General features: G+C 41.2%; 4 protein-coding genes and 1 pseudogene. 3 read left to right on the plus strand and 2 right to left on the minus strand.

Annotated features, from left to right (window positions below; genetic code table 11):
• Positions 1-431: 431 nt before the first annotated feature.
• Positions 432-1,727 (plus strand): alpha/beta hydrolase, encoded by a 1,296-nt coding sequence (locus tag ACPUEY_RS08880; protein ID WP_261182311.1) that lies wholly within the window; start codon positions 432-434, stop codon positions 1,725-1,727.
• 153 nt (positions 1,728-1,880) lie between these two features.
• Positions 1,881-3,134: a serine hydroxymethyltransferase gene (gene glyA, locus ACPUEY_RS08885; protein WP_131273219.1), complete on the plus strand. Its 1,254-nt coding sequence runs from the start codon at positions 1,881-1,883 to the stop codon at positions 3,132-3,134.
• A 48-nt stretch (positions 3,135-3,182) separates the two neighbouring features.
• On the opposite strand, the gene ACPUEY_RS08890 is transcribed toward glyA, so the two are convergent.
• Positions 3,183-4,799 (minus strand): hypothetical protein, encoded by a 1,617-nt coding sequence (locus tag ACPUEY_RS08890; RefSeq protein ID WP_425121845.1) that lies wholly within the window; start codon positions 4,797-4,799, stop codon positions 3,183-3,185.
• A gap of 126 nt (positions 4,800-4,925) precedes the next feature.
• On the opposite strand from ACPUEY_RS08890, the gene rnk reads away from it, so the two are divergent.
• Complete coding sequence (gene rnk / locus ACPUEY_RS08895; RefSeq protein WP_425121846.1) at positions 4,926-5,330, plus strand: nucleoside diphosphate kinase regulator; 405 nt, start codon at positions 4,926-4,928, stop codon at positions 5,328-5,330.
• A 549-nt stretch (positions 5,331-5,879) separates the two neighbouring features.
• On the opposite strand, the pseudogene ACPUEY_RS08900 reads toward rnk, so the two are convergent.
• Positions 5,880-6,000: pseudogene (locus ACPUEY_RS08900) on the minus strand (IS30 family transposase); the annotation flags it as partial.

Here is a 6,000-nt window from a genome sequence, read left to right on the forward strand (position 1 = left end):
TCAGGGTTGATTTCAGAAATGGTCAACATGGCCTTTGAGTGATCTTTAATGACTTCAATAATCTGAACGCTGCAACTGAGATAACAACTTCTGAGCGGTCATTTTTTGTTGATCGGTCATCGAGGCTGCATAAGAAGGGACCATTTTGTTCACTATTTTTCTTTTTAAACATTTACAGCCTGATCTCATGCAAGCCTGGAATTGGACAAATAACAGCAGACATATTTTGTTAAATTAATAGTGTTTGATATTTGTAAACCCATAAAAATAAAATTTATAAAAATCATTTATTTATATTAATAGCAATTCAGTCTTTTTTTATATTTTTTATTTGATGTTAAATCACATTGTTCAAATATTAAATAAAGGTAATAGTTTGTATTCATGATTACCTCAATCATCAAAATAACAATATATAAGGAAATGCAAAAATGAAAAAAACATTATTAACGGTGTTAATCAGCAGTGCCTTTTTGCTTACCGCCTGCGGTGGGGGGGGAAGTGGAGATGAGAGCGCATCTGGTTCTGGTAATGGAACTGGAGTTGACAATGGAGCGGGCAATGGAACTGGGGGTGAGGATAATGGCGGCGTCATTGTTCAGCCTGAACCTTCTATTCCGCTGAATAACATTGCTGATCCTGTGGTAAGAACCGAAGCCTATACCGAAACAAATATGACCAGCGTAGCAGGTGAAAGCCTGGTGATGACTTATAAAATGCTGGGGGTTAATGGTCAGGAAGTTCAAGCGACGTCACTGGTCATTACACCGAAAACAGCGGCACCTGTAGAAGGCTGGCCAATTGTGGTTTGGGCGCATGGTACGACTGGTGTGGCAGATCAATGTGCACCGAGTCGAAGTAAACTGAAGGTAGAGATTGAAGGGATGATTACTCAACTTTTAAGTGCAGGGTATGTGGTGGTGGCTCCCGATTATGAAGGCCTGGGCGAGCCAAGTGGCAATGAGTTTCATCCTTTCCTGAATTTAAAAAGCGAGGCTTATTCAATTACTGATGCAGTTGTCGCTGCACGTCATTATTTGGGGGTAAAAGTATCGAATCAATGGATGGCAGTAGGGCACTCACAAGGCGGACATGCAGCACTAGGCGCCGCTCAATATGCTTCGCGTGCAAATCTTGACTATAAAGGAGCTGTTGCCGTTGCACCTGCATCTAATTTACAAACAATTTTTAATACGGGAAAACAGCTTGTAGCGAATTTACCCCTCAAAGATCAAGTCCCTACCCTGGCATCTTTAAATACCTATGCCGCGCTGATTACTGCGGGAATGCAGGGTCAATCCGCATCACCGACCTATGCTCAAGTCTTTGAAACCAATGCAGCAACAATAGCCGCTCAAGCTGAGACAATCTGTTCAGAACCCTTAGGAATAGATTTTAATACTAAAATGGCAACTGCCGCCAATACTTCATTGTCTGGTTATTTAACCCAAAGTAATTTTATGCAAGTACCTGCAATTTCAACCTTTTTGAATAGCACTTCTCAGCCCTTATCTGTAAAAGTTACGACACCAGTGAAAATCTATCAGGGTGGATCGGATACGACTGTTCCAGCAAATGCGACAGCTGACCTTATTACCAATGCAACGAAACTTGGAACGACTAATATCGTTCTGGAATATGACTTAGCCTGGAATCATTCAACTGCCTATACTTCGAATATTCCTAATATTATTGCAGATGTAAAATCTTTAATGCCAATTCAGTAACTTGTTTTGATTATCTATGCTCATGTTTTTTAAATCATGAGCATTTTTATTTCAAACTGAGTAAAGTTCATTCTCAACATTTATAAACTTCATGCTACAATACGCGCCAATCTTAGCACGGCTTAAAAGCCCTAATTTAATAGGACCTCGCTAATGTTTGCCAATATCTCTATTGCTGAATTTGACCCGGAAATTGCTCAAGCAATCGCTAACGAAGATGCTCGCCAAGAAGCGCACATCGAGTTGATTGCTTCTGAAAACTATTGCTCACCAGCAGTGATGGAAGCGCAAGGATCAAAACTCACTAACAAATATGCAGAAGGCTACCCAGGCAAACGCTATTATGGCGGTTGTGAATATGTAGATGTTATTGAACAATTGGCAATTGACCGTGCTAAAGAACTTTTTGGTGCAGATTACGCTAACGTTCAACCGCATGCTGGTTCTCAAGCAAACTCTGCAGTTTACTTAGCGCTTCTTAACCCGGGCGACACCGTTTTGGGTATGAGCCTGGCTCACGGTGGTCACTTGACTCACGGTGCAAAAGTAAGCTTCTCTGGTAAGACTTATAACGCAGTTCAATACGGTCTAAACCCTGAAACTGGCGAAATTGACTACGAAGAAGTTGAGCGTTTAGCAATCGAGCACAAGCCACGCATGATCGTTGCTGGCTTCTCTGCTTACAGCCAAGTTGTTGATTGGCAACGTTTCCGTGACATCGCGGACAAAGTTGGCGCTTATCTGTTTGTCGATATGGCTCACGTAGCAGGTCTGGTTGCTGCTGGCGTTTACCCAAGCCCAGTTCAAATTGCTGACGTAACAACAACGACAACTCACAAAACACTTCGTGGCCCGCGTTCAGGTTTAATCCTTGCAAAAGCAAACGAAGAAATCGAGAAAAAATTACAGTCAGCTGTATTCCCGGGTAACCAAGGTGGTCCATTGGTTCACGCTGTAGCTGCTAAAGCAATCTGCTTTAAAGAAGCAATGGCACCTGAATACAAAACTTACCAACAACAAGTAGTTAAAAATGCTCAAGCCATGGCTGAAGTATTAATCGCTCGTGGTTATGACGTTGTTTCTGGCGGTACGAAAAACCACCTGTTCTTGTTGTCTTTAATCAAACAAGACATTACAGGTAAAGATGCTGACGCTTGGTTAGGTGCTGCTCACATCACTGTGAACAAAAACTCTGTACCTAACGACCCGCGTTCTCCATTCGTGACTTCTGGTATCCGTATTGGTACTCCAGCAGTTACAACGCGTGGTTTCGGCGAAGCAGAAGTACGTGAACTTGCTGGCTGGATCGCTGACATCCTGGACAGCAAAGGTGATGAAGCTGTGATCGCTACTGTTAAAGAAAAAGTTGCTGCTGTTTGCGCGAAATTCCCTGTTTACGCAAAATAAGTTTCTAACTTAAAAAAAGCCTCCTGAATGGAGGCTTTTTTTATATTTTTATGACACCCGTTGGGGAATATTTTGTTGCATCGCCTTTGGATAAGGGAGCTTGCTCGGCTTGTAATATTGCGCCCAGGTTTGTGACGCTGCCGGGCGGTTTCGTTCGCTGTCTTGAATGCCTTTAAAAAATGCCCCCATGGCATGATAAATCTCGGGTAAATTTTTACTGGTGATGGCATCGCTACTGAGAAAATAGGGCTGCAAAATGCAAAAACCACGATAGTCAAACACCTGGAAAAAAGGGATGACCAAATGGATGTTCATATGCTGTTCGCCATAGTTACGGACATGCAGGGAAATGGCATCGGTTCGCACATGCGGGAGACAGGCATACATCTCATAACCCAACACATTATAGGGGTGTTGTTCAGCATTGATATCCAGTTGTCTTAAGGGGCCATCCGGTCCCTCCATATGGCTAAAAAAGGTATTGCCCGGTGGATAACTGGTGGGTGTCAGGCTCTGCTCGGAAGAAGTGCGTGGAACCACCCCATGAATATGCAGCAATAAAAATTGGGTCAGCTGACCGGCATGATATAAAGCCTCATAAAATGGGGATTGCTGTAAATTGCTATTGGTCTTTTGCGTATCTTCAGCCAAATAAATAGGATTGCTGCTGGCTTTAATGCTTTGCAAGGCATTCAAAACGTATTGTTTGCTGGATTCGGGAAGGACAGGTTCAAATAGAAACTGGCAAATATGCTGGGTCACACAAAAAATGGAAGCATTAATCTGCGCAATCCGGCAGGTGGTTAACGCATTCGGGATGTGTTGCCCGAGCATCTGGCTGACTTGTTCCGGCGCGAACCAGCGTAGCGAAGTTCCAGCTTGCTCGGCAATGACTTGCCCAACATAAGCGGATAAAAACAGAATAAAGAAAAAATGGGCGTCATCTTCTAAAAATTTATCGATTGAAACCATATAGTTCTGGCGAATTTCACGCATGAGATCATCTAGGCGATCCAGGCTGGACAGGCTATGATCCAAATCGGAAATCTGCACCAGATTCTGAAAAGCAGAACCACAAAACAGCGGATAACCCTTGAAATACATGCTTTGTAAATCGTGCATTTGTTCAGTAAATTTATGACATTTATCTGCAAAGGTAATTTGATAATTCAGAATAATGGCTTCAATTTCCTGGCTGATGCTCAGTGGTAAATCATTTTCACAGAAATGCTTTGCCACATAATGCAGGGGCAGAATAATTTGATCATTGCAATTGAGCGCATAGCTATGTACAAAGTTATTGGGACGATCAAGGAATTTTATGAAATGGGCTTGCAGCTCTGCAAAGCTTTGCCATTTTTCATTGATACCCAATTTTTGACTGATAAATTGCCCGATATAACTGCAAATCAGGTAGACGGTATTTAATTTTAGGGGATCTTCAATAAAATCTGTGGCTTGTGTACCTATCTGTTTTTTAAATGCGGTAAACAGTTGATCCAGTCGTTCAAAACTGGCAAATGTGCCATCAAAATTAACGGTTTTAAGTGCGGAAGCAATATAAAATTCATGTTGGTGTTCCGGCATTTCAAAGTGGCTGCGAATATGCTGCATAAAATTGTGAGAGCCGAGTTCAGCTGCTGAATGGAGTTCAGTAAGAGACATCGTATTATTCTTGTAAAGTAATTATTTATATACACATGTATACTTGAAATAAATTTTAAATCAACTGTGTAAATAGACTTATTGTTGCTGAATGAAAGAAAAGTTTAAAAAAAGAGGATGTTGAATATGCAAAGACCTATCATTGTGATTTCGCAACAAGATCTTGATCGTTTGGAAACGATGCTTGAGCATCAATCTAAATTGACGCCAACCATGCAGCATCTTGAAGATGAGCTGGCACGTGCCCAAGTGGTAGCTCCGCAGGATATGCCGGCAAACGTGGTGACAATGAATGCACGGGTATCGATTACTATTGCCCCTGCGAATGAACCGACCACGATTACCCTGGTTTACCCGCATGATTTTTTGGGCGAGAAAGGGCAGGTGAATGTACTTGCGCCCGTCGGTGCAGCAATTTTAGGATTGGCTGAAGGTCACGAAATTGAATGGCCACAGCCAGATGGTCATTTAATGAAAGTGAAAATTGAAAAAGTGTTGTATCAGCCAGAACGTGAAGGCAATTATCTCTAATTTTTAAATAAATAGCCTCTAATTTAGTAATGCCAGTCAGTTAAGAAATTGACTGGCATTTTCTTTTTTAAATTCATTACTGTATTTGATATGTGGGAAAGTCATCCGCAACTGTTTGAGGCAGGACTACATTAAAAAATGATTGTTTCTGCGATAAATTTGTTAGTTGATAGTGGCTGACGAGTTTTGCGGTGAGGAGCATTGCTCCGCAAGATGCCTTTGCTCTTACGAAGCAGTGCTTCTCAGGGCGAAACCAAAGTAACAAATGAGCTGCAAGAGTTTGATTTAAAAAGGTAAGACTCCGCCATGAATTACTAAAAATTAAGGAGTTTATTTCTAAACTCCTTAACTGATCAGCATTACTCTAATTTAGGGGCTTTTTTGATAGGCAAATAAAAATAATCAATGCTTACTTATTTTATCGAGATACCTCATCATAAATGCTGAAACCCCAAAGGTCAGGTTTATGTTATTTCCCAGATGATTTTCTTGATATTTTGACTTGATCATAAATAAATCACTTTAAAAATTCGACATTTTTTATATTTCTTAGATTAGCATTTGAAGTGCAACACCATGTTGTTGCCATAATACCTGACTCGGACTTTTAAAGCCGAGTCTTTTTCTTGGGCGATGATTCAAACGTTGAGTGATTTCTGCAATATATTCA

Source organism: Acinetobacter sp. G11, assembly GCF_049808495.1.
Lineage (GTDB): Bacteria > Pseudomonadota > Gammaproteobacteria > Pseudomonadales > Moraxellaceae > Acinetobacter > Acinetobacter kookii.

Coding starts and splice junctions, on each gene's coding strand:
- ACPUEY_RS08880 (WP_261182311.1), top strand. CDS start 432: ATGAAAAAAACATTATTAACGGTGTTAATCAGCAGTGCCTTTTTGCTT.
- glyA (WP_131273219.1), top strand. CDS start 1,881: ATGTTTGCCAATATCTCTATTGCTGAATTTGACCCGGAAATTGCTCAA.
- ACPUEY_RS08890 (WP_425121845.1), bottom strand. CDS start 4,799: ATGTCTCTTACTGAACTCCATTCAGCAGCTGAACTCGGCTCTCACAAT.
- rnk (WP_425121846.1), top strand. CDS start 4,926: ATGCAAAGACCTATCATTGTGATTTCGCAACAAGATCTTGATCGTTTG.